We start from the raw sequence: 22,568 nt of genomic DNA on the forward strand, positions 1-22,568 counted from the left end.
TTTATTTGTTCACGATATAGAACAAGGTGGAGAGCTGGTTTGTGGTGATAAACTAAAAGGCTATCTATATTTCGACTTTATGGGATAAATACATGACAATCCAAACGGTTAGCCTGAAAAGGATTTTAACAGTCATTATCTTTTATAGAGAACAAGTGCAATTTAGTAAAATCGCACTTGTTATAATAAAAATAGTTGCAACAACAAGCTACTTTACATGGGCAAAAACAGTTTGTAACCAAACCGAAATATCCCGCAACTGCTCTGGTAACACACTATGCCCCATAGGGTAAGTTTGCCAGTGCGTGTCAAAACCTGCATTTAGCAGTAAATCATGAGCAACGGCACCTGCATTTAAAGGAACAACCTCATCATCAATGCCGTGATGCTGTAATATAGGTGTGGTTTTATTTACATCAGAAAGCCCTTCAGGCAAAGTGTCACCACTAGGTAAGTAACAAGATAGTGCCATAATACCTGCAAGCTTTTTCGGCAATCTTAATGCAGTGAATAAGCTCATGACCCCGCCTTGACTAAAACCTGCTAACACAATATTTTCGCTTGGTATGCCATCGTTAATTTGTTCTTCGATCAACGCCAGAACTTGTTGCTCACTTTGTTTTACTCCGGCCATATCTGCGCGATCATGTAGATCCATGCTTTTTATATCGTACCAAGCTCGCATCACATAGCCGCCATTAATCGTCACTGCTTGCTCTGGTGCGTGGGGGAAAACGAAACGGATCCCATGATTGTTACCTAGGCCTAACGCAGGTACTACTGGCGCAAAGCCTGCGCCCGAATCGCCTAAACCATGTAGCCAGATAACGCAGGCTTTAGCTGTAGCACTTGGCTCAATTGTGATACGTTCAAGTTTTGTTTCAGACATTAAAAACTCTTTTTAGTTAGTATATTTATAATGGCAATGATATCAGTGCTTGTGGGGTAATCCCACCACATGTGAAGCTCAGAGCTGTTTATAGTCGAGGTTAACTAATCCCAAGTTCGTGCTTTATTTCTTGCAACTGTTCACTTGAATCCAGTTTGATATTCCAGCGCACTGCTCCCGCATCAGCGACGAGCATCAAGGCATCGTCGTGAAACTTAATGTCATCTACCATTGCGTAAAGTTGACAGCCATTATCCAAACGAGCTTGTACTTCATACGGACTTAAAATCAATTTACCTACTGAAAATTGAATTATCATCTTTTATTATTTTCTCTAACTTATACCAATTGCTATATATTAAAAAAGCCCAACAAGAGTTGGGCTTAAACAGATCCGTTATTCCAGCTTAGTGCTGGTGACCACCTTTGCCATGAGCATGACCATGGGCAATCTCTTCACTCGTTGCTTCACGAACGTCCATGACTTCTAGATCGAACGTAAGCTCACGACCCGCTAGCGGGTGATTAATATCCACTGTAGCCATAAATTTACCCACTTTTAATACTGTCACCTGACGCTGACCTTGGTCTGTATTAATCAAAGCACGCATACCTGGCTTCCATACGCTCGCGCCTTGCAGATGCTTCACTGAAACACGCTGCTCCGCATCTTCGTTACGTTCACCATAAGTTTCGCTAGCCGGTAAAGTCACTGAAAACTTAGCACCAACCTCTTTACCTTCTAGTGCATCTTCAACACCAGGCATCATATTGCTGTGGCCATGCAAATATGCGATAGGATCTAAGCCTTCATTAGTTTCTAATACTTCACCTTTCTCGTCACGCAATGTGTAGTTAAATTGCACAACCGAATCTTTTTTAATACTCATGGTATTCCTTAACTCATATACAGTGGCCGCAGCTTAACAAAAGTGATTAAAAGCCTCTAGTTTTATCTCGGCTCTGTTTCATTCTAGCCCTTACTAAATTTAAAGCTAATAACGAAAAAGGTGCGCTCAATAGAACACACCTTTTTTATCTTTGACTTTAGGCTCAATTGAGCTATTTGACACGTAGAGAAACGGTATAAATCTGTATCGGCCAGCTAGCTATTTTACACCGAGAGACTTAAACGTTGCTTCATCAGGGTAACCATCCGCGACTAAGCCTTGAGAACGCTGATACGCCTGCAAACCTTTAACCGAATTCGCTCCCAAAATCCCATCGGGCTTTCCAACATCATAACCACGATCATTTAACTGGATCTGTAACTCTTTGACGCGTGCGCGACTTAAACTTGGCATTTCAGGTGGCGCCACTTTCAATGCCACGCCACCATTAATTCTATCTGCTAGATGACCGACCGCTATTGCGTAAAATGTCGACCGATTCCAACGCATAATCACATCAAAGTTATCGTAGCCTAAAAATGCCGGGCCAGTATGCCCTGACGGCAAATACAGTGCAGCTTGCATATCCGGCGTGCTTAAAGGCGAACCACTGGTTTGGGTTATACCTAGCTCAGCCCAACGGGTTAATGGTTGCGCCTGCGCCTTTCCTAGGTATTCATAAGAAAAGTCTTTTGGAAGCGTCACCTCCCTTCCCCAGCGTTCATTGCGTTTCCAGCCTAGGTTTTGTAAAAAATGAGCCGCTGAAGTTAACGCATCTTCAGTACTGTTCCATAAGTCTGCTTTACCGTCACCGTCACCATCAACCGCATATTTGGCATATGCTGAGGGCATAAATTGGGTGTGCCCCATCGCTCCCGCCCAAGAGCCCACCATGTCTGATGTAGCAAAGCTATAGCGCTCTTTCAACTTTAATGCTTGCATTAACTCTTGAGTAAAATAGCTGCTACGCCGCGGATCACAAGCAAGCGTTGCCAATGAATCTAATACCGGCATTTTACCTTTATAAGAACCAAAATTGGTCTCTAAGCCCCAGAATGCGAGTAAATATTGTGGCGGTACGCCGTATTGCTTTGCTAGCTTATCGAGCAGCACTTTATGCTCTTTATACAACTTACGACCTTGAGCTACGCGCCAGTCAGTAACCCGTTTAGTAAAGTAGTTCTCAAATGATTGACTAAATTCTGGTTGTTTATTATCGAGCTCAATGACTCGAGGCACATATTTTACATTAGCTAATGTTGAGTCTATCGTCTGTTGCGATAACCCTTCATTTTTTGCCTTTTGCTGTAATTCAACAACACAGCTTGCCCAATTTGGTTGCTCCGCAGCAAATACTGATGAGCTAGAAAGAATAAGCGCTGTAGCCAGGGGGATTGATTTAAACAATAGAAGACTCCCAAAATGAATGACTGTAACGTATAAAGTGACTTGCTTGAATTAAACCGACCTTAAACTTAGTTAACTTTATATCGACACATTGCGTTATAAACACATTAAGCGCAAGGTTAACTAACAAGCATGTAAAATATCATACTAGATTAGCTGCATAATATAGTCTAATTGCGCTAAAAGATTGCAATAAAACAACCTTTGTGTTGCAACCGCGTGAATTACGAACAATCACGCTCAATTTGCCACAGTTTCGCCATTTTCCCATAAGATAAAATTGTTAAATGACTTGCTAAATATCCAAGCCAGTAGCAGACTATTACCCTGTATATATGGCAGTAAAATGTCTAACCAAACAAGAGATTTATCATGACTGAAATGACTCCTGCATTAGAAAGTTTCATCAAAAACGTAAAACTGTCCCAAGTGGTTTGGGGTCTGCAAGATGAAACCGGCGAAGGCTGGGTTGTCTGTGATTCTTCAGAATATGAAGCAACAGACGTTATGCCTTTATGGTCAGAAGAAGCTCAAGCCAAAAGCCACTGCACTGATGAATGGCAAGCTTACTCAGCTGTTGCGATCACGTTAGAAGAGTTCCTTGAGTTTTGGGTTAGCGATTTAAATGACGATGGTGTGTTGATTGGTATTGATTGGATTGCTGATCAAGATTGCCAAGAAGTCGACCCAATTGTTTTAGCAACGTCTTTGGTTGATATTGAACAAGAGTAATCAAGCCAGATAACCTTGATTGTTAAGCTCAAAAAATATCTAAGCGTACAATCTAACCGTTGTGCGCTTTATTTTTATCTGTGGCGAATCTAGCAAGGAGTATTGATTATGCAAGATCAGGCACCTTTAATTGACATTCCCTTTGCACACCGACACACATGCTGGTTTTGTGGTGAGCCAAGTAATCAGCAGTTTAGCTATATAAAACAAACCTACACACCCCACTCTTCATTAAGTGTTCCTTGTTGTAAAGAATGCTTAAAACTTGCAAAGGTGCATAGGTTAACCTCCATTTGGGATTGCAAAATGGCGGTTAAAGATGAATTGATGCGGATATACGAAAAGCACTTAGCCATAGGTGTTAATTGGACTCAACAAGAACTCGAAGAGTCCGGTTTCGAGGATGACGACAAAATCTTTGGTGGCTTTAAAAAGAGCGCTTGGATGATGTATGAAATCGCCCGCGATAGAGTTAATTACAAGGGGTGGCCTTTAAGCCTAAACGGCATACTAGTTGAAGATTATGGTTATGATGCACACTTTAGCTTCGACGGCGTAAATTATCGTTCAGTCAGTCAAGCAATTGGTTTTTATGCTAAACAACAAACGTTGGATAAACGCTTTTTAGAAGATATTATTGCCATCGTTGGCAAGCAACATTTCGGCTTTGCTGTGCGAGTAGCCCAAATTAATATTGCCGCTGTACCTGAGATGAAAAAGCAAGTGTTACAAGATTTAGCTGCTGAGCAAATGAGCTAGTCATTTGCTCGCAGCGTAGCACATAAACTGCTCGTTAAGCTTGCGCCATTAGTATCTGTTTAAGTCGCTCTTGAACAACTTCCACTAATAAGTCTGGTTGGAATTTTGAGATAAAACGGTTACAGCCCACCTTTTCAACCATTGCGTTATTAAAGCTACCACTTAACGATGTATTAAGCGTGATAAACAGATCTTGCATGCGCTTATCGTTACGGACTTCATAGGTAAGCTTATAGCCATCCATTTCAGGCATTTCTGCATCGGTTATCAACATTAAAATATGATCGGTTATCACTTTGCCTTCATCACACCATCGTTTTAGCTGATTTAAGGCTAACAAACCATCTGACACCTCAATAACTTCTAATCCAAGCTGTTCTAGTGTTTCACGAACTTGCCTTCTCGCCGTCGCAGAGTCATCAGCAATAAGCACTTTACGACCATGCATATGCGGCAGTAATTGCTCATCTAACACACCTTCAGATAAACGGATATCGTAATGAATAATTTCGGCTAAGACTTTTTCAACATCAATGATCGACACTAATTCCTGTTTATCTTGGTATTCAATACGAGTAATAGCCGTTAAGTAATTATCGCGACCTACCGTCTTAGGCGGCGGCATGATATCCCCCCAAGTTAGGTTTACAATATGCTCAACCTTATCTACTAAAAAACCTTGAACAGAACGATTGTATTCAGTCACGATAAGATTACTTTCTGGATGGATGGTTGACGGTCTAAAGCCAATTGCCTTACGAAGATCAATCACAGGAATAGACTGGCCACGTAAATTAGCCACCCCAATAATGCTACTGTGACTGCCGGGCATAGCACTGAGTGGAGGAACTTTTACGACTTCTTTCACTTTAAAAACATTAATCGCAAAAAGCTGGCTAACACTTATCCGAAACAACAATAACTCGAGTCTATTCTCACCAACGAGTTGGGTTCGCTGGTCAACACTTGCTAACATTTGAGTCATTGTGTTCCCTCGTATTGAAATCCTAGTAACAGCTATAACATATCAAATAACGACTATTTGATATTTAGCATCTTAATTATTCTCAGCATAGAGTATAGCTTTTTGGCTCATAAATCATGTACCTAACGCACAAAACATCAGTTTAATTCTACGTATAAGCCTTTTACTTACAACAAATCCCATTTGCTGTATGGCGATAAAAAATTATTGAAAAAGATGATCGTCATATCACTCGTTCACGTAAATAGTCTTAGCATATGAATAACAGTAGAGCATTATGAATTTACCCTTGTTTCCACTACAAATGTGTATCTTACCAAACGGTTATTCCAAATTACGGATCTTTGAGCCTAGGTACCAGCGCTTAGTGAAGGAATCATTAAAAAATGGTCTAGGCTTCGGTGCATGTATGTTAGACGAAGACAATAAGACCCTGCTTCCTATAGGTACACGTTGCAACATTATCGACTTTGAAACCCTAGACGATGGCCTTCTAGGGATCACCATCGTCGGTATCGATAGGTTTGAACTCGGCACATACACTATAGAGAAAGACGGCCTAAAACGCGGTAACGTTTCCGCGCTCCCCGCGTGGCAAACATTACCTATTGAAGCGCACCAACAAAAATACACTCAAATATTGCAAGATCTTTTAAAGGAGTACCCAGAGCATATCAGCCAATATAAGCTCGATAACTTCATGGATCTTTCTTGGGTATGTCAGCGTTGGATTGAGATCTTGCCAATCAGTCCAAGTGAAAAGCAGCACTGTATGTCAGCTAAAGATCCTATACCAACCCTTGCCATGCTTAATGACGTGCTCAAGTAGCTCGCCTCAACATATACTTTCAAGGCAGTACATTCATAAATGTCAGCGGCGAGCCTTGTCGCAGACTTAGAACAGCAAAATTTACCTACCAAAAAAATAGTAAGTTAAATTGATCCAATTCAATCTCTTTATCGTAAAGTCCTATTAAATCTAACGTGCAGTGCCCACACTTTAGGAAACAGAGTGAGAATAATGCAAAATATTCAATCACAAAGTCACCAAAGTCGTTATGATAAAGCTTATGTCAGGCAAAATAAGCAAACTATGGATGACTCAAAATCAACTCAGCTTTTAACAGAGTTAAAAGAACAACTAGTCAAGGTTGCGAACCAACGTGATAAGCAAGCCTACGCTGAGCTTTTTAGCTATTTTGCGCCTAAAATTTTAAATTTTGGTAATCAGAAGCTCTCAAGCCAAGGCTTAGCCATGGATCTGGTGCAAGAGACCATGACAACGGTTTGGACCAAAGCACATCTGTTTGACGCGGACAAAGGCTCGGTCACTACCTGGGTATTTACCATTATGCGCAACCGTTGTTTCGACATGTTGCGCAAAGTACAGCACAATAAAGAAGACACATTTGGTGATGACATTTGGCCAGTCTTTGAGTCGCCACAAGCTGAAGAGCAAGAAGATCACATACTCACAGCGAAAATGCTTAAGCACGTAGATGCGCTGCCACCATTACAGCGGCAAGTTGTTAAAGGGATCTATTTACAGGAACTAAGCCAACAAGAATTATCAACCAAACTCAGCGTCCCTTTAGGTACGATTAAATCTCGACTTAGGTTAGGTCTTGTAAAACTTAGAAGCATTTTGGAGAAACATTATGATTAAATTCCATCCAAAGGACGAAATGCTTAAACAGCACGCAAATGGACAGCTACATTTAGGCTTAGCTACCGCTGTATCTGCGCATTGTGAGCTATGCTCTGTTTGTCGTGATAAGCTCAAGCAATACACTGCAGCGCAAGCCGAGCAACATCTAGGCGAACAGTCTAATGATGATATTCAAACTGAGAACGTCGCAACGCTTGGTAATCTTAGCATAGCTAATATTGATTTCAGCGACATGCTTAAGCAGATCACGCAACTAGCCCCTGTCGAGGCAACTGAGTCTCAGCGTACGATCGTTGAGGTAAAGGGCACTCAGTATGCACTACCGCGAGCTTTGACTAATCAGGTAAATCATAACTGGAGTGGTTTCGGCAAGATAAGCAGAATGCGTTTGAATGCTGACGAAAACAATAGCCGCGCTAGCTTATTACATATAGATGCAGATGGAGAGATCCCTGAGCACAGCCATACAGGCCGAGAAATAACCTTATTACTAGAAGGTAATTTTGAAGATGAATTTAGTCAGTATGTGCCGGGTGACTTCATTGAACTCGATGCAAACCACCAGCATTCGCCAAAAACCATCAATGGCTGCCTATGTTATACCGTCGTCGATGCGCCGCTGCACTTTACTAAAGGCATTAGTAAAATCTTAAACCCTATTGGTGAGCTAATTTACTAATATCGGACCTGCTATTCATTAGCAAAAGGCCGCACATGCGGCCTTTGTTATTTTTAGATAATATCAGCTTAAATTACGACTGCGCGGCAGCAACTGGTACCACAGGCACAATCCTCGAACCATGTTTGGTTACAACATTCATTATGCCAAAATGCAACTCTTCGGAAACCAACTGAAACTCAGCGAAATCAGTGGTGCCGATATACGCGAAAACATTAAGCTGCAGTCCATACAAGCCAAACCCTTTAAATGTGACTCTTAAGGGGGACTCTTCAACTTTTTCATGTTGCTCAAGCAGCGCTCTAATGTCTGCAATAATGGCGTGAATTTGTTCTGTAGTCGTTTGATAATCGAGCCTAATATCCGTTTTAAGACGAATTTTTTCCCGCTCTGAGATATTTTCAATGTCCATTTCAGATAAACGTGCATTGGGCACATTAATGACGCTACGATCTATGGTGCGAATACGTGTACAGCGTAAACCAATCTCCTCTACAGTACCGGTAATGCTGCCAAAACGCCCCACATTACCAACCTTAATTGGTGCTGATGAATAGAGAGTAAGTGTACCGATGAAGTTTTCAATCGACTGCTTTGATGCTAGTGCAACTGCAATCCCTCCAATCCCAAGCCCTGCTAAAATGGTCGATGCATTAAAGCCTAAATGCTCTAACCAAATCAGCACTGTCAACGCCACTAGAATAACTCTAATAAAGTTAGCCAGCGGCCTAAGTAATGACGCACTTTGGCTATTACCTTGATTTATCCAGCGCAAACGTAAACTATTTTGAATGACATCGGTGAACGACCATATAAACCAGACAACGGCAATAACCAGTAATGCACCTGTGTTAACCACTGCAATGACATTGGCAGATAGCGTTGTATGTGCCATCCATGCTCTTACCAGCAACAATGCTACAAGAAAGCGAAAAGGGCCGACAACAAGATGAGCGACATCGTCTTTATATTGATAGTCACCACGCAAAATGAGCTTTTTCGCTATCCAAGTTATTGGGATCACAACTAACATCGCCAATAAGAAATAGCATACCAGTAACGCCCATTCCCACAGGTTTAACTTAAAAAGATGCCCTTCAGGAATGTGTTTTACAAACCACTCAACAACTGGACCGTAACCCAACTCGCTGTATAGCAGTGGGACTTTTGCAACTGTTGCGTTAGATACTTTCCAAATAGAGCCGAGCTGTTTATTTGGCACTTTTTGCAATAGTAATGTTATTTCGCTGCCTTTTACTTCTACTCGGCCAAATGCATCACGATAACTAGGGAGTAGATCCCCCTGCAAACCATCAGGTGTATCATTAATCTCTTGCAAGTTAACCCAGATATTACGTTCAATAATCGCGATGAGCTGTTTCGCATATTTTGGCCCAAATTCAGCATCCATATCATCAGGTAGATAACGTAGATCTAAATATTTAGCGGCCTTTTGATAGTCGTGTTCAAACGCCGCTTCAAATAACCCAGCTAAAGATCCTCTAGGTGTATCTCTGAAAAGACTATCTTTATAAGCATAAGTCTCATCTTTCACCACGACATTGGCCTGCTTATCAGTTTGTTGCGAATTTTGTGCAACTGAAAGTGCACTGGTACCGTTTGCCCAAAATGCAATCGGCAAACAAAAAAAACCAATAAGCACTAGAATTATTCGTAGCATAAAAGCTCCATACTTAAATACATAATTGCGTTCCTGCGATTAGTTTCATTCTAGCAAGCTTTAACTTGTTGTTAACAAAAATAAAGTAGAAATAGGTTTAAGAAAGTATTAGCTTGACTACTCTCTGAATTTGGATATAATTCGCCCAGTTTTTAAGATAGACCCTTTTAGATAGAAGTCACCGCCTTTTTGTAAAATCCACGATTCGTCGTTTGATCCCCACATAAGCGTTATCTCAACAGGAAAATCATCTTTCTGCCAGTCATGCTACTGTCACATGTCTATGCTTTACTGCATAGCAGTTGATATTTGTATTATTTTTGCGACATAGCAAACATATTTGCATACATTATTTAATACAAGCTACTTGTAACGGCAACAAAAGATGAGTAGTCTCAACTAGAACTTAAAATTCATCTTTCGCAAAAATGCTAAGGATATCTTATTGTTAAAAGACACTATCTAATTTAGATAGCTTAATATAGAAGGAGTGTGGCCATATGTCATACCTAGTAAATGGACAAGAAATTACCGTAAACTTTCCAGTAGATTCAATTTCAGTCAACAAGACCTCAATTGCATTTACCGATAGCCAAGGTAAAAACAAACAGACCTTTTCTAAGCGTATTGAAGCGCTAAATTTTATGAAATGGTTAATCTCTAGTAATAAATAAGCTAGAACAAATAACACGTTACTGACTCTTCGATACACCTCCTCTCACTCGTATCGAAAGTTTGCCCTCATAGGCAAACGAATAGGACTGACACATCTACTCAGCTATTTAGTCACATTCATTTGAGTTAGGCTTCACCTTTATACGGTACCAAGCCTAACCAAATGGAATTTAAACTTCCCCCAACAAGCTCATTAAACCTGTTAGCTTAACCATACTTTCGCTGATAGCGTGGCAGCATAGTTTCATTTCCCAACAAGCCACCTTGGTGAATATAGAGAATTGTCGCTGCTGAACTACTGCTGTTATTTGGCATCATCGCGTTTTGCTGAATTAACTTTTCAACACACATCCAGCCTAATGGATCGTACAATAATTCAAACTCAATGCCGCTAGCTAAGAGTTGGTTGTACATGTCATAGAATGACTTATATAGCTTACCGAAATGATATTTTTTGCCTAAATCAACAATGGTTGGATGCAAACTTCTGTCAGCAAGCAACTCATCAAACTGTAGTTGCAGATAATCGTTACCACCAACACAAGCGCAGGTAAAGACTTTGATATTATCACTGTGTAAAGTTAAATATTCGCTTAAAAATACTGCGGTTGTGCCTGTGCCAGAGGGTAGAAACACTTGCACCACAGGTAATGATTGTTGTTGTGACCAATCAATGATCTCTTGCGCTAATTTATGTACGCCAAATCTTGCGTATTCACAACGTCCCCCTTCAGGCACAAACAACAAGTGCTCATTGTCTGGCAATACTTTTTGTTGAATGTAATCAATGACACTTAAATCATCACGATCTTCGCATTTAGAAACATCAATCACATTAGCGCCATTAGCTATAGATTCAGCATAGTTGCCCGTAGTCGATTGCAATACCTGCTCAGCAATATGGTCGACATAAAAATCTAAGCTAACACCTTTTAACTTTGCTAGTGCCGACATTGAATATAAAGAGTTGGCTACCGGAGAGCCGTGTCCAACTAGACCCGTTTTTCCCGGAAAATCATTTTCTAAAAAATAGGCAAATTTACGTGCTTTATTACCGGAAAACTCTTTACTCAGTAAATCATCACGCTTAACAAAAACTTGCTGCTCATTAAATACAATACTGTCTATTGGGGTATCGGCAAACACTTGTGGGCTCACTTGATCGATTGTTAGTACTTCATCAACTACAGCATAATGACATCATTGCCCTTGCTCTTAGCGCTGTGAGTGTTAACAGTTGTCGTGTTAAATGCAAAACTGCACATTGAATCAATATATTGTAAACCGATAACCCAATAACCGAAATCAGCAAGATGTGAGCAAAACCAAAGAACTTGTCATTATCCGCTCTCTTAAGCTGGTTTCGCTAATACCAATCGCCATAAAATTAGGCTCAACTTTAACGAGTGATAGTCATTGATATTGTATGACTAACCATAAAATCACCAATGCTTCAGTCTAGGTTAAAAGCCCGCTATTTATGAAGCTAATGCGCTACCATTTTTATTTGTAATGATTTGAGTAAAATTGCTAATAATTAGTCAAATTTGCTACCGGCATTTATCTTGTTGCAAATAGAGAGCATAAAAAATGGCTGTATAACCCAGAAATCAGCCATTTCTAACTTGGCACGAAAATCGCTTGTTTAGAATTAAGCTCAACTCAGGAGCGATTGAATAAGGAGCCTTAAATGGCAGTGCTACGTTTAATATTTAATATTGCTTGGTTTATTCTTGGTGGTTTTGTAATGGGGTTAGCATGGTGGTTAGCTGGGCTACTCTGCTTTATTAGCATCATAGGGATCCCATTTGGTCGAGCTTGTTTTGTGATTGGCGAAATGGCATTTTGGCCTTTTGGTCAAGACTCTGTAAACCGAAGAACCCTGACTGGCAACGAGGATATTGGCACAGGAAGCTTTGGTTTAGTCGGTAATATTATTTGGTTTTTGTTATTTGGCGTTTGGTTAGCCATCGGTCATATTGCCCATGCGTTTGCCTGTGCAATAACCATTATCGGTATACCTTTTGCGGTGCAGCATTTAAAACTTGCGGTTCTAAGCTTAACCCCAATTGGCCAAACGGTTGTCGCGAGAGCATAAACTTAATATAAATTAAAAAATTTAGCCCCTGATGGGGCTATTTTTTATCGCTGAACTTTTTAAATTTATCTGACTTACGCATAGGGTAAACCAGTTTCTTTTTCATAATTGCCACAGGTTAATCAACATTTCAGCTAGTGCTTCTGCACTATCCAAGCTCAGATCATGCCCGGCCTGTTCAAAGGTTTGCAGAGGCGCATTATAGTATGACGCTAAAGCCATACTACAACTGGGGTTGACTAACTTATCATCTAAGCCATTCAATACGGTTAACGGTAAATTAATTGCTTGGGCGTTAAACCGATTACAAGCAATGAGCTGTCTGATGCCATTTCGCAGACATGTGCTATAGGCTTTACGATATTCACTCCAGCGAGCAATAAGCTCACCGCTTTGTCGGTACTTGGTTGAGGTGACTGCTAACACAGTTGCCTCTATGGTATTTAAAGGCTTTATTGCCTGCTGTTTTGTACCCTTTAAGCGATCCTCGTGGGCATTTTCCATTATGCCACTGTTTTCCACTTGGGCTATCGCCTTCGGCTGATGAGCAACATAGTGACCTTTTAAACGCTGAGAAAATGCTGTTAAAAGCTGCTTAAGCTGAAACCTTGCATACCAAGGTGATAAGTTTGCAGCGCTGGCGTTAATGACTGCTATACCACAAAACTGTTTATCTGCTAGCAAGGCTAACACTTTAGCTTTATCTTGGGTCAATTTAAGCTTATCAGCCTGAAAAGACGACCCTTGTCCTTTTGCAACCTGTAGGTCAATATCATTTTTACCAAGTTGTAACCAAGCCGCTAACTCAAGGATCAGCATCCCTCCCATAGATAAACCTAAGAGGTAGATCTGCTTCTGTTCAATTTGTGACAGTTGCTCTGCCAATGTCGGTAGATACCCCCCTATTTGCAACGGGCTTTCCTCTTTATTAAGCTCCCCATTACCTAAAGTATCAAAGGCGTATACTTGATGACGTCCACTGAGCTTATTTTGTAAGTGATCCTGAAAACCTTCCCAATGACGTTTGTCGCGCATTAAACCACGGTACATCACTATTGCAGCCATAAGCCCCTCACACTCAATTTCTCGCAGATGCGTTTACTATTCATACCATAGCTGATTGGCAAGCCTATCTAATTTACTTAACTGTTTATCCGTTAGGTTTTCTAAAGTACGGCTTGCAGCTAAATCCACTAAAAACTGCATAAACACGGTGTGTTTACGTAGTGTGCGATGATAGCGATGCGGTTTTTGTGGGTTAAATAGACCAGCAAAATTAAAAAGTTGGCGAGGATTTTTCTTTACCCAACTCCATGAGCCCATCTCTAAAGTGAGTGCTATAAAAGGTGTCGTATGTTGCTTTGAAGTCACATAATCCCAAATATCACCGTGGGTCTGGTAAATCAGGCTCTGAGGAGAAAAGCGGTAGTGATTATGATGGGGAAAGCTAGCCTCAAAAAGTTGTTTTAGTCGGTAAACACGCCCTACTTGCTCCATAGCAGTTTGTCGGTAAGCAAAAGGAAACCAAAGGTGATCCGATAAACCAAATCCAGAATGTGCATCAAGCACAATAACACTAGAGCTAGTTGTAAGCAGTGAACTCACATAATCAATCAAGGCTTTAGTTTCACGCTCCATTGCAAATTTTCCACGATACCAAGGTAATTTGGCCGATAGCCTGTGTCCACCAACTAACAAGGCCACTTTATCTGTCGAAGTAATGGGGGCGTTACGCATTAAATCTACCCCTTGCCCATTGCATCGAGTACCTCTCAGTAAGCCAACAGGGTTTACTACTGGTACAAAGGAGAGGCGCACCTTTGATAGTAACAGCTGTAATGAGCTATCCCATTCAAGTCGAGCTAATAAACTTGCCATAAATGCGAGTTGAACCTGACAACCTATTCTTTCAACCCCATGAACACCACCAACAAACACCACTGTCGGCACTGAAGGCTCACTGCTACCCAGTTCGGCTCGAATAAGCGGATACAAGTTTCCCTTATATTCAACCTCAGCAAGAGTTTGCGAACGTAGTTGCGGATAACAAGCGATAAGATGGTTTAACCTATCTAACTCGAAGGAGTCACTATTCATTAATCATCAACAGATCATCAAATGGAAATTTGAGGATAGCTTAAGATTACGGCATATTTGGGACAAAAAAGTGACAAAATTAATCTACATGTTCAGCTAATATCGCTTGCACATTAATTTGAGTTAACCCTTGATTAAAGCGTTCACGCCACACATGACCTTGCTGATTATTTTTAAAGGCAATATATAGCCCTTGGTTAGTTAATAACTTCTTATTAAGTTGCAGTTTATGCTTTACCGTCTGCAGATCTGGCTGAGACAAAATATACTTTAATACATTTTCATCGATAATGGCCGCATCAATTCGACCTGTCAAAACCTTATTAATATTATGAAGATCTGAAGCAACCACCTCAACAGGCTGACTCCCCTGCTTTATCATCGCATCCAGCTCTTCGGTATTAACGTAGTCTTGCACAACGCCGAGTGTATACTGATTTAAATCTTTTATATTTACCCAACTTATTGGATGAGATTTACGCTCTACCAGCCCAAGCCCGCTATACGCCATAGGTTCTGAGAATACAAATTTGTCAGTAGGGTAACTGTATTCAGGAAGATACCCCAGGTATTTAGCGTCATTGCGTGAAGCCATTCTTACCGCTCTGCTCCAAGGATAAAAATCAACTTCAAGCGTATGACCAACAGCCTTTAGTGCTGCTTTAGCCATAGCAATACATGCTCCCTGTTGCTTAAGTTGCTCGCTTGCGAATGGTGGCCAATGCAATGAGGTTAAATATAAAGTCTCTGCGCTAGCAAAACAGCTAGGAAGCATAAGAAATAAGCCTAAAATCGCTTTCCTTGTTCGAATAGAAACCAGTAAACACGCTGGGTTATACCAAGCGTCAGCCAACTTAACCTTTGTTTTTCCGCTGAAATCGCTTTGATTTAAATTCATATTACCCAACAAGCCTTAGATAAATCCTATCAAAGATTTTAGTCAAACCTTGTAATAACGCCAAAATATTGGCTTTATACAGTGGTTAATTCCAACTGGATAAATAGTTGTTACAATTAATACCTCGTGATCCAGCTTGGATTATCTACAATGGCTTAAAGCTCAGCTTCAATAAAAGATAAACTAACTTTGGCAGGAGTAATATCATGATCAAAAAAGCGTTAATCACCATAGTAGGTGGCCTTCTCACTCTAGCTGGAGCTGCACTGATTATTCTGCCCGGGCCGGCATGGTTATTATTACCTATTGGTTTAGCAATTCTAAGCCTAGAGTATACGTGGGCACGTCGCTGGTTAAAGAAAAGCCAAGCATATTTAAGTAAAACTGCACGTTGGTTAGATAGGAAGCTTTTATTACGCCGCTTAAGCGGTAAATAGCGATTCAGCATTTCTGAATTGAAGCCAAAAGTCTCGAAACTCGACAACTGACTTTAGCGCTCAATCGCTTTTTTATCGGATAAATCGTCGATAACAAACTCAATTACCGAATACTCATGTCACCCTACCTACCATTAGGTATAAAGTCTGCGACACAGCTCGCAATTAATTAATCCAAATCCACGATAGTCCTAATCGAAACAAAGCGTTATCTTATTTTTAGAATCCTCATTATTATCTGCTTATTGATTTAACCCTATAAAATGTAATGTTTAGTTGAGGCTATTATGAATAAGCTTAATGTAATCTCCATTGCGCTACTTTCTACCCTATCAATTGGTGCGAACGCGTCTAACGAACCGATCGAAATCATTCCTGCGGCCGTTATTACTAATCCTGAAAAAGTAGAGCTTGGTAAGATGCTATTTTTCGAGCCAAGACTGTCGAAATCAGGCTTTATTTCTTGTAACTCTTGCCACAACATTTCAACCGGTGGTGTAGACGCACTACCTACGTCTATCGGTCATAATTGGCAACAAGGTCCAATTAACTCACCGACAGTGCTTAACGCTGAGTACGGTTTAGCTCAATTCTGGGATGGTCGTGCCAAAGATCTGAAAGAACAAGCAGCAGGCCCAATTGCTAATCCAAAAGAGATGGGCTTTACTCATGATCTTGCTGTAGACACGGTGCGTTCAATGCCTGCTTATCAAGCACGTTTTGCTCAAGTGTATAATTCAAAAGATATCAACATTGATATGATCACTGACGCTATTGCTGAATTTGAAAAAACCTTAGTGACACCAAATGCACCATTTGATCTTTACCTACAAGGTGACAAGTCAGCTATCTCTGATCAAGCCAAAGCGGGTTATCAGCTATTTAAAGATAAAGGTTGTGTAAGTTGCCATAATGGTCCAGCTGTTGGTGGCACCATGTATATGAAGATGGGTCTTGTTAAACCATTCCACACCAATAACCCTGCGGAAGGTCGAAAAGCAGTGACCGGTAAAGAAGCCGATAAGTTTGTATTTAAAGTACCAACACTGCGTAATATTGAACTTACCTATCCGTACTTCCACGATGGTAGCGTTTGGGAACTTGAAGAAGCTGTGAATACTATGGCTGATATTCAGTTAGGACAAAAACTAACTGATAAAGAAGTGAAAGAGATGGTAGCCTTCTTAAACTCATTGACTGGTGAACAACCGCAAATCGTGTTACCAATTTTGCCGCCATCGAACAAGAACACGCCTCGTCCTGTTCCATTCGATAAATAAAGCAAATATCCATTACTAAAAAGAGCTGCAATTATGCAGCTCTTTTATTTTGCTTTTGACAGGTTTCGAAGGAAGTTAACCAACCTTTCTGTAATGCAAGGCTTGCAAGCGCTCTACAATGGCTATGAGTACACCTTTACGCCGCATGTTAGACAATATACCTGGACTAAAACGATCAATTCTCGCCATTGCAGTCAGTAATAAGCGACATTCATATAAACTAGCGTCAGCTATATATTCCGGTCGCTCTATCAAATGACTATTTTGATACCAATCATCCCAGTTGAATTGCGTTAACATCAAACCACACTGCTCAATATCAACAACAAACTCTTGTAAGCGAAGATCAGACACTTGATGATTAGCCAATTTTAAGTCAGCCGCATAGTTAGCGTATAACTGACTAGAGTAACCGTTAGCAATTAATTTGTTCATGTTGAACCTCCGCTGACTTCAATACTTACGAGTTAACTTTGCAAGTTGCGAGTTAAATTAACTATTTGCATAGCACGTACCAAAATTTGATTGGTCCTAGTCTAATAAAGGTAAACTGAACATAAACTTAACGATTAAAGTTGTAACATATTGCGCAATGATTCATGGAGAAAAATAATTATCCCCTTGAAAAATAACTCTTATTTTAATTGGCAAGTCAAAGTTTTTTACTTCGTTATCGAAGCAAATGCGGTAGGAGAAAACAAATTTAAATAGATGGAGTGAAATGTTTGGCAATAAAATAACGACAGATACAGTACATTTTAACCAATAAGATAAAGCAGCAACCTTGCATTTATCGATGCAAATTGCGATTGCAATCCCCTGCCTATTCAGTAAAAGAACTCGATTTATTCGGCGAGTGCTTGCTTAGCTTTTAACTCGGCAGCAAATTCTTCAATAATTAAATCTGTAAATAGTTGCCCTGCTCGCCCTAATGGGCGCTCCATTGTTGAAACTAACTGCGGCGTAAAGCTGTAGCGACTGCCGCCGGTAAAATCGACTTCAACTAACTCACCACTTGCCAACTCAGACTCAATCAAAAAGTCAGGCATCCAGCCAAACCCTAACCCCATCAGCAGAGCATTTTTCTTCATTACAAAGCCTGACAGGTAAAATACCTTATCACCACCAAATTGCATTTCATCACGATAATGCTTATTAACTGATGAATCTTCAATTGTTAATTCAACATGCTGTTGAAGTTCAAATAAACTTAACTCGGTTGCAGTAGCTAAGGGATGAGTAGCTGCAACTACCAGTACACTTGTGATCTCCGGCAGCGCTTGCGGCCGGTAACTTGGTCCAGTTCGGTAATCTTTGACTAGCATTAAATCTGCATTATCACGTTCAAATCTTTCCTGAACACCGCCCAAAAACTCCATATTAAGTTGAACCTTAGTGGGAATTTCTAGCTCTGTTAGTCGTTTTAACGCGCGCATAATTGGCTTCATAGGCAACGCATCATCAATCACCAATTCAAGTTTGGGCTCCCAACCATCACCAAACTTGCTGGCTAAATGTTCTATGTTTGCAAGGTATTGCAGTAACCTCTGCCCTTCAGCCAAGATGACTTTACCTTCAGGAGTCAACTCTGCCCGATACTGATCGCGACAAAAAAGGTTTACACCTAAGTGTTGCTCAAGTTTTTTAACTTGGTAGCTCACCGCTGACTGCGCTTTGTGCAATCGCTCTGCAGCCTTGGCAAAACTGCCCTCTTCAACTAAAACTTGCAGTACTTTAAATGCATCTACATCTATCCGCATCACACATCCTTAACGTAAAGCAGAGATTACCATCAAAAAATTAGATGGAGTCATAGCAATTATTATTCTTTTTTTTGTTTATTTAAGCAACTAAATTGAATCTAGATCACATTTACATTGAATTACGCGTACTTAAAAGTACCAAGGAAAGCGAATATGCCATTTTATGTGAAGCAAGGAAGTATTCCGACAAAGCGACATATCACATTTAAAAAAGACAATGGTGAGCTCTATCGCGAAGAGTTATTTTCAACTCACGGATTTTCCAATATTTATTCTAATAAGTATCACCATAACATGCCGACTAAAGCGCTAGATGTCAGCCCTTATAGCCTGTCAAATGGCGAAGTCTGGCAAGACTCTTTAGTACAGAACTACAAACTTGATACTAAAAAGGCAGATAGTAACGGTAACTTTTTTAATAGTCGCAATAAGATTTTCTTTAATAATGACGTTGCCATGTACACAGCAAAAGTCACTGAAGATACATCAGAATTCTACCGTAACGCCTATGCCGATGAAGTACTATTTGTACATGAAGGACAAGGCACACTTTATAGCGAATACGGGGCATTAGCAGTTAACAAATGGGATTACTTAATCATTCCCCGCGGCACAACTTATCAGCTCAAATTCGATGACTACAGTGATGTTCGGTTATTTGTAATTGAGTCTGCTAGCATGGTTGAAGTGCCTAAGCATTTCCGTAACGAATATGGCCAAATGCTTGAGTCTGCGCCTTATTGTGAGCGTGATATTCGAACTCCGGAACTACAAGACGCAATTGTCGAACAAGGCGAGTTTCCACTAGTATGTAAGTTTGGTGATAAATACCAACAAACGTTACTTGAATGGCACCCTTTTGATTTAGTTGGCTGGGATGGCTGTGTTTACCCATGGGCATTTAACATCCAAGAATATGCCCCTAAGGTGGGTAAAATCCACTTGCCACCATCGGATCATCTGGTCTTTACCGCGCACAACTTTGTTATTTGTAACTTTGTGCCACGCCCTTATGACTTCCACCCAGAGTCTATACCTGCGCCTTACTGCCATAACAATATCGATAGTGATGAAGTCTTGTATTACGTTGATGGCGACTTTATGAGCCGTACCGGCATTGAAGCAGGCTACATGACTTTACATCAAAAAGGTGTACCTCACGGGCCACAACCAGGGCGAACTGAAGCCTCAATCGGTAAAACTGAAACCTATGAATATGCAGTGATGGTCGATACCTTCGCACCATTGCAGCTGACCGAACATGTAAAGCATTGCATGAGTAACGACTACAACCGCTCTTGGATTGAAGACTAATCGCTTTTAATTTCAGGATCAGGTCATCGCAGAATGACTGGTTAGTAGGATCAAATTGACAGAGGATATAACAATGGCAAGCGAACAAAACCCACTAGGCTTACTTGGTATTGAATTTACTGAGTTTGCTACACCTGAACAAGATTATATGCATCAGGTATTTATTGATTTCGGTTTTTCATTGCTAAAAAAATCAAAATCTAAAGAAATTTTGTACTACAAGCAAAACGATATTAATTTCTTATTAAATACTGAGCGCAAAGGGTTTTCAGCGGAATTTGCTAAAAGCCATGGCCCAGCAATCTGCTCTATGGGCTGGCGTGTAGAAGACGCACAGTTTGCATTTGAAGGGGCTGTTGCTCGTGGCGCTAAGCCAGCGGACGACGACGTAAAAGATCTGCCTTACCCGGCCATTTACGGTATTGGTGATAGCCTAATTTACTTTATCGATACGTTTGGCGAAACCGATAATATCTATGCAACCGATTTTGAAGATTTAGAAGAACAGATCATCACTCAAGAAAAAGGCTTTATGGAAGTCGACCATTTAACCAACAATGTCTACAAAGGCACTATGGAGTATTGGTCAAACTTTTATAAAGATATCTTTGGCTTTACTGAAGTGCGCTACTTTGACATTAAAGGCACACAAACAGCGCTTATCTCATACGCCCTGCGTTCACCAGATGGTAGCTTCTGCATCCCGATTAACGAAGGCAAAGGCAACGATAAAAATCAGATTGACGAGTATTTACGTGAATATGATGGCCCAGGTGTTCAGCATTTGGCATTTAGAAGTCGTGATATTGTTGCATCACTGGATGCGATGGAAGGTTCGTCAATTCAAACTCTTGATATCATTCCAGAGTATTACGACACCATTTTTGACAAGTTACCACAAGTGACTGAAGATCGTGAACGCATCAAGCACCACCAGATCTTGGTAGACGGTGATGAAGAAGGATATTTGCTGCAGATCTTTACTAAAAACCTATTTGGTCCAATTTTCATTGAGATCATTCAACGCAAAAACAACTTAGGTTTTGGTGAAGGTAATTTCACTGCGCTATTTGAATCGATTGAACGTGATCAGCAGCGACGTGGTGTACTGTAAACCCAACGTTTAGCTCATTACGTAGCAATCAAATACTAAAGACCCGCTTTTGCGGGTTTTTATGTTTATTCGGCTATCCTCAAACAAGGTTTTTCTCTACACTGTGCCCCTTTCAGCGGCCATATAACATAAGCACAGCTCTCAACATGCCAGATATCACCTTACTTGCGGTTTTTTTGCCTACATTCTTTTTTGTTTCTATCACTCCAGGGATGTGCATGACCCTTGCTATGACGCTAGGGATGAGTATTGGTTTTCGTAGAACCTTATGGATGATGCTTGGTGAGTTGGTTGGCGTTGCGCTAGTTGCAATAGCCGCAGTGATGGGCGTTGCAAGCGTCATGCTCAACTATCCAGACGTATTCTCAATACTAAAATGGCTGGGCGGGATCTACTTAGTCTATATTGGCGTCAATATGTGGCGTTCTAAAGGTAAAATGGCGATTATTGAAGGCCAACAAACACCGAATGTAAGTAATATTGAGCTTGTCAGCCAAGGTTTTTTGACCGCAATTGCTAACCCAAAGGGCTGGGCATTTATGGTGTCGCTGCTACCACCGTTTATCAATGTCCAACGTGAAGTGGCGCCGCAACTTATGGCACTGGTGAGCATTATTTTATTTACTGAATTAATCAGCATGATGGCGTATGCTGCCGGAGGTAAAAGTTTACGGATCTTTTTAAGCCGCGGCGATAATATCAAATGGATGAACCGTATCGCTGGCAGCTTAATGATCTTTGTGGGTATTTGGCTAGCGCTAAGTTAATCAGCGCTTATTTATATAAAAAGGTGAATTTAATGAAGTTAATTAAATTAGTAATGCTATTTGTTGGCGCACTTTACTTATCGGGTTGTACGTCAACCGCTATCGTCAATTTAAATAATGAACCTATCGTTACTAACAGCGCTATAAGTACAGAACAAGCCATTATTAGAGGCTGTAAAGCAAAAGGTTGGACAGCTGTCGTTGCCGATAAAAATACCATTGATGCTTATATTACTGTGCGTTCCCACAAAGCCCACGTAAAAATCACTTATGATGATAAGTTTTACAATATCAATTACGTAGACAGTACTAACTTAGATTATAACAATGGCAATATTCACCGTAATTATAATAAGTGGATCTACAAACTTTCAGCGTCAATCCAACAACAGCTAAGTCAGTAAAATATAGAGTAACCTCCAAAAGGCTGAGGC

General features: G+C 40.6%; 25 protein-coding genes. 13 read left to right on the forward strand and 12 right to left on the reverse strand.

What is annotated here, in order from left to right; all coding sequences use genetic code 11:
• Positions 1-208 precede the first annotated feature (208 nt).
• From L884_RS0107435 to L884_RS0107450, 4 genes are all read right to left on the reverse strand, one after another.
• A complete protein-coding gene (locus L884_RS0107435) occupies positions 209-889 on the reverse strand; it encodes an alpha/beta hydrolase (RefSeq protein WP_028766902.1) in 681 nt (226 codons plus the stop codon).
• Positions 890-989: 100 nt separating this feature from the next.
• Positions 990-1,208 (reverse strand): DUF3389 family protein, encoded by a 219-nt coding sequence (locus L884_RS0107440; RefSeq protein WP_028766903.1) that lies wholly within the window; start codon positions 1,206-1,208, stop codon positions 990-992.
• An 88-nt stretch (positions 1,209-1,296) separates the two neighbouring features.
• Positions 1,297-1,779, reverse strand: a complete 483-nt coding sequence (locus tag L884_RS0107445) for an FKBP-type peptidyl-prolyl cis-trans isomerase (RefSeq protein WP_028766904.1) — start codon at positions 1,777-1,779, stop codon at positions 1,297-1,299.
• Between the two features lie 219 nt (positions 1,780-1,998).
• The gene (locus L884_RS0107450; RefSeq protein ID WP_028766905.1) at positions 1,999-3,186 is read right to left on the reverse strand and encodes a lytic murein transglycosylase; all 1,188 of its coding nucleotides are present in this window, start codon (positions 3,184-3,186) and stop codon (positions 1,999-2,001) included.
• 372 nt (positions 3,187-3,558) lie between these two features.
• On the opposite strand from L884_RS0107450, the gene L884_RS0107455 reads away from it, so the two are divergent.
• Entirely contained in the window at positions 3,559-3,918 is a 360-nt protein-coding gene (locus tag L884_RS0107455; protein ID WP_028766906.1) for a DUF2750 domain-containing protein, read from the forward strand.
• Between the two features lie 108 nt (positions 3,919-4,026).
• Positions 4,027-4,677, forward strand: a complete 651-nt coding sequence (locus L884_RS0107460) for a hypothetical protein (RefSeq protein WP_028766907.1) — start codon at positions 4,027-4,029, stop codon at positions 4,675-4,677.
• 34 nt (positions 4,678-4,711) lie between these two features.
• On the opposite strand, the gene L884_RS0107465 is transcribed toward L884_RS0107460, so the two are convergent.
• A complete protein-coding gene (locus L884_RS0107465; RefSeq protein ID WP_028766908.1) occupies positions 4,712-5,662 on the reverse strand; it encodes a chemotaxis protein CheV in 951 nt (316 codons plus the stop codon).
• 277 nt (positions 5,663-5,939) lie between these two features.
• On the opposite strand from L884_RS0107465, the gene L884_RS0107470 reads away from it, so the two are divergent.
• The 3 genes from L884_RS0107470 (at position 5,940) to L884_RS0107480 (ending at position 8,010) form a co-directional block, all read left to right on the forward strand.
• Positions 5,940-6,491 (forward strand): LON peptidase substrate-binding domain-containing protein, encoded by a 552-nt coding sequence (locus L884_RS0107470; RefSeq protein WP_028766909.1) that lies wholly within the window; start codon positions 5,940-5,942, stop codon positions 6,489-6,491.
• A 264-nt stretch (positions 6,492-6,755) separates the two neighbouring features.
• A complete protein-coding gene (locus L884_RS0107475) occupies positions 6,756-7,328 on the forward strand; it encodes a sigma-70 family RNA polymerase sigma factor (protein WP_425423478.1) in 573 nt (190 codons plus the stop codon).
• Positions 7,321-8,010, forward strand: a complete 690-nt coding sequence (locus tag L884_RS0107480; protein WP_028766911.1) for a ChrR family anti-sigma-E factor — start codon at positions 7,321-7,323, stop codon at positions 8,008-8,010. The genes L884_RS0107475 and L884_RS0107480 overlap by 8 nt, the downstream gene beginning before the upstream one ends.
• Positions 8,011-8,083: 73 nt before the next feature.
• On the opposite strand, the gene L884_RS0107485 is transcribed toward L884_RS0107480, so the two are convergent.
• Complete coding sequence (locus tag L884_RS0107485; protein WP_028766912.1) at positions 8,084-9,691, reverse strand: mechanosensitive ion channel family protein; 1,608 nt, start codon at positions 9,689-9,691, stop codon at positions 8,084-8,086.
• Between the two features lie 500 nt (positions 9,692-10,191).
• Here L884_RS0107485 and L884_RS23020 point away from each other — a divergent pair, with 500 nt between their 5' ends.
• Positions 10,192-10,365, forward strand: coding sequence for a hypothetical protein (locus L884_RS23020; protein ID WP_156925668.1), 174 nt, complete (start codon positions 10,192-10,194; stop codon positions 10,363-10,365).
• A gap of 208 nt (positions 10,366-10,573) precedes the next feature.
• Here L884_RS23020 and L884_RS0107495 read toward each other — a convergent pair whose 3' ends face one another.
• The gene (locus tag L884_RS0107495) at positions 10,574-11,512 is read right to left on the reverse strand and encodes a pyridoxal-phosphate dependent enzyme (RefSeq protein ID WP_028766913.1); all 939 of its coding nucleotides are present in this window, start codon (positions 11,510-11,512) and stop codon (positions 10,574-10,576) included.
• A gap of 544 nt (positions 11,513-12,056) precedes the next feature.
• Between L884_RS0107495 and L884_RS0107500 the strand changes: the two genes are divergently transcribed.
• Positions 12,057-12,464, forward strand: a complete 408-nt coding sequence (locus L884_RS0107500) for a YccF domain-containing protein (RefSeq protein WP_028766914.1) — start codon at positions 12,057-12,059, stop codon at positions 12,462-12,464.
• Positions 12,465-12,566: 102 nt separating this feature from the next.
• On the opposite strand, the gene L884_RS0107505 is transcribed toward L884_RS0107500, so the two are convergent.
• The 3 genes from L884_RS0107505 to L884_RS21855 form a co-directional block, all read right to left on the reverse strand.
• The gene (locus tag L884_RS0107505; RefSeq protein WP_028766915.1) at positions 12,567-13,529 is read right to left on the reverse strand and encodes an alpha/beta hydrolase; all 963 of its coding nucleotides are present in this window, start codon (positions 13,527-13,529) and stop codon (positions 12,567-12,569) included.
• A 36-nt stretch (positions 13,530-13,565) separates the two neighbouring features.
• Positions 13,566-14,561, reverse strand: coding sequence for a M14 family zinc carboxypeptidase (locus L884_RS0107510; RefSeq protein ID WP_028766916.1), 996 nt, complete (start codon positions 14,559-14,561; stop codon positions 13,566-13,568).
• A gap of 79 nt (positions 14,562-14,640) precedes the next feature.
• On the reverse strand, positions 14,641-15,336 hold the full coding sequence (locus tag L884_RS21855; RefSeq protein WP_037410584.1) for a substrate-binding periplasmic protein: 696 nt from the start codon (positions 15,334-15,336) through the stop codon (positions 14,641-14,643).
• A 329-nt stretch (positions 15,337-15,665) separates the two neighbouring features.
• Here L884_RS21855 and L884_RS0107520 point away from each other — a divergent pair, with 329 nt between their 5' ends.
• Entirely contained in the window at positions 15,666-15,896 is a 231-nt protein-coding gene (locus L884_RS0107520) for a PGPGW domain-containing protein (RefSeq protein ID WP_028766917.1), read from the forward strand.
• Positions 15,897-16,183: 287 nt separating this feature from the next.
• Complete coding sequence (locus L884_RS0107525; protein ID WP_028766918.1) at positions 16,184-17,176, forward strand: cytochrome-c peroxidase; 993 nt, start codon at positions 16,184-16,186, stop codon at positions 17,174-17,176.
• A gap of 75 nt (positions 17,177-17,251) precedes the next feature.
• Here the strand turns inward: L884_RS0107525 and L884_RS0107530 are convergent, their stop codons facing one another.
• Together L884_RS0107530 and L884_RS0107535 are read right to left on the reverse strand one after the other, a co-directional pair.
• Positions 17,252-17,611: a DUF6508 domain-containing protein gene (locus tag L884_RS0107530; protein ID WP_028766919.1), complete on the reverse strand. Its 360-nt coding sequence runs from the start codon at positions 17,609-17,611 to the stop codon at positions 17,252-17,254.
• A gap of 410 nt (positions 17,612-18,021) precedes the next feature.
• Positions 18,022-18,936: a LysR family transcriptional regulator gene (locus L884_RS0107535; RefSeq protein ID WP_028766920.1), complete on the reverse strand. Its 915-nt coding sequence runs from the start codon at positions 18,934-18,936 to the stop codon at positions 18,022-18,024.
• Positions 18,937-19,092: 156 nt separating this feature from the next.
• On the opposite strand from L884_RS0107535, the gene L884_RS0107540 reads away from it, so the two are divergent.
• The 4 genes from L884_RS0107540 to L884_RS0107555 all read left to right on the forward strand — a co-directional run bounded on the left by L884_RS0107540 (position 19,093) and on the right by L884_RS0107555 (position 22,538).
• Positions 19,093-20,253 carry a homogentisate 1,2-dioxygenase gene (locus L884_RS0107540; RefSeq protein WP_028766921.1) on the forward strand — a complete coding sequence of 387 codons (1,161 nt, stop codon included), beginning with the start codon at positions 19,093-19,095 and terminating at the stop codon, positions 20,251-20,253.
• Between the two features lie 73 nt (positions 20,254-20,326).
• A complete protein-coding gene (gene hppD, locus L884_RS0107545) occupies positions 20,327-21,367 on the forward strand; it encodes a 4-hydroxyphenylpyruvate dioxygenase (protein ID WP_028766922.1) in 1,041 nt (346 codons plus the stop codon).
• A 146-nt stretch (positions 21,368-21,513) separates the two neighbouring features.
• Positions 21,514-22,134: a LysE family translocator gene (locus L884_RS0107550; protein ID WP_028766923.1), complete on the forward strand. Its 621-nt coding sequence runs from the start codon at positions 21,514-21,516 to the stop codon at positions 22,132-22,134.
• Between the two features lie 32 nt (positions 22,135-22,166).
• The gene (locus tag L884_RS0107555; protein WP_028766924.1) at positions 22,167-22,538 is read left to right on the forward strand and encodes a hypothetical protein; all 372 of its coding nucleotides are present in this window, start codon (positions 22,167-22,169) and stop codon (positions 22,536-22,538) included.
• The last annotated feature ends 30 nt before the right edge of the window (positions 22,539-22,568 follow it).

It is taken from the genome of Shewanella fidelis ATCC BAA-318, from assembly GCF_000518605.1.
GTDB classification, from domain to species: Bacteria; Pseudomonadota; Gammaproteobacteria; order Enterobacterales; family Shewanellaceae; genus Shewanella; species Shewanella fidelis.